Source organism: Aquabacterium sp. (assembly GCF_014378415.1).
Taxonomy (GTDB): Bacteria; Pseudomonadota; Gammaproteobacteria; order Burkholderiales; family Burkholderiaceae_C; genus Aquabacterium.
The window spans coordinates 1-1,685 of record NZ_JACMNS010000135.1 but is presented as its reverse complement, the minus strand read 5'-3'; the positions used below and the strand labels follow the sequence as shown (position 1 = coordinate 1,685).

Annotated in this window: 2 protein-coding genes; both read left to right on the top strand. The window is 64.6% G+C overall.

Annotated elements, in window-relative coordinates; translation table 11 throughout:
- Positions 1–624, top strand: a 624-nt coding sequence (locus tag H7225_RS12410; RefSeq protein ID WP_290662243.1) for an ATPase domain-containing protein, incomplete at its 5' end; no start/stop codon positions are given.
- Positions 617–1,540, top strand: a complete 924-nt coding sequence (locus tag H7225_RS12405; protein WP_290662241.1) for a HAMP domain-containing sensor histidine kinase — start codon at positions 617–619, stop codon at positions 1,538–1,540. The genes H7225_RS12410 and H7225_RS12405, both read left to right, overlap by 8 nt.
- Positions 1,541–1,685: the final 145 nt, after the last annotated feature.

Sequence of the window (1,685 nt, the reverse complement as noted above, 5' to 3'; positions counted from 1 at the left end):
TTCCTGGCCGAAGGCGCCCGCCAGGGCGAGACCGGGGTCATCGCTGCGTTCGAGCAGCGGCCCAACCGGTCGCGTGGCGGCCTGATGGCCGAGCTGATTGAAAGCGGTCGCGTGGGCGTGATCGACCCCCAGGCGGCCGGCTTGTCGGTGGATGAGATCTCCTCCTTGCTCGTCAACGAGATCCGCCGCCTCAAAGCCACGCGGGTGGTCATCGATTCGCTGTCGGGGTTTGAGCTGGCTTTGGCCCCCACCTTCCGCGACGACTTTCGGGAATCGGTGGCGCGCATGGTGGCCGCCTTGTCCAACACGGGCGTCACGGTCTTGATGACCTCGGAGCTGGAGGACCGTTACGCCGACTTGCGTTTCAGCCCCTATGGCACGGCCTTCCTGACCGATGCCATCGTGTTGCAACGCTATGTGGAAGTGGACAGCCGCCTGCAGCGCGTGATGGCGGTGGTCAAGGTGCGCGGCAGTGCGCACTCCGATGAGTTGCGCTCGTACACGATCAACGACCAGGGCATCCAGGTCGGTGACATGCTGGGGGGCCAGGAGGGCTTGTTGAGTGGGGCGCCAAGCCGGACGTCGCCTCTCCTTGACGCACCCACCGGCCCGGGCCATGGTTAATTTTCCCGAACAAGCCGGCCCGGCGGGCGCCAGACCGCCAGCGCTCATCGAGGGCAGAGAGGCCATGCGGGTGGATGCCAGCGAGCAACTGCTGTTTGCCTCGCTTCAGCCAGATCACGGTGAAGATGCCCTTGATCCGCGCTTGCGCGATCTTCGCGAAGCCAATGCCCAGTTGGTGATCGCGGCACTGACGGCCCAGGAGCTGGAGGCCAAGGCCGAGCACGCCCACACCCAGCAGATCCGCTTCCTGGCCATGGTGGCCCATGAGTTGCGCAACCCCTTGACGCCGATCCGCACGGTTTCTTTGCTGCTCAACCACGCGGGGCTGGACAAGCCGCAGCTCGCGCGCCTGCAAGGCATCATCGAGCGGCAAGTGGCCCACATCTCGCGGCTCATCGACGATTTGCTGGATGGATCAAGGGTCAGCGCGGGCAAGTTCCAGCTCAAGCGCCAGCCCATCGAATTGGCCGAGGTGCTGGATGCCGCGGTGCAGATGTGCAAACCGGCCATGGACAAAAGGCTTCAGCGCCTGGCGGTGAGCCTGCCTTTGGGGCCCGTCCGCATTGAGGGCGATGCCGTGCGCCTGACGCAAGTCTTCAGCAACTTGCTGGACAACGCGTCCAAGTACACCCCCGACGGCGGCGAGATCCAGCTGATTCTTGAGCAGCAGGAGGGCATGGCCACGGTCAAGGTGGCCGACAACGGCGTCGGCATCAGTGCCATGGCCCTGCCCTGCATTTTTGACCTGTTTGTGCAAGACGCCACGGCGTCCGCGTTTGCCCAGACCAGCCCGGGTTTGGGCATTGGTTTGGCCGTGGTGCGCGAACTGGTGGAGGCGCATGGCGGCAACGTTGTCGCGACCAGCCAGGGCCGCAACTTGGGCAGCGAGTTTGTGGTGACGCTGCCGGGCATTTGAAACAGGCTTTGTTGCGCAATGCGGATGACAGACGGTATGGCCCCAGCCCCAGGCGGAGTTATGCCATGGCAACCGTCACAGGACGGCCCAGTTGGCTGAAGCGGTTGAGCAAGGCCACGCGCACATGCAGCTCAACGACTTGACG

Bases quoted from the DNA above. Each gene is read 5' to 3' on its own strand.
- H7225_RS12405 (WP_290662241.1), top strand. From the start codon at position 617: ATGGTTAATTTTCCCGAACAAGCCGGCCCGGCGGGCGCCAGACCGCCA.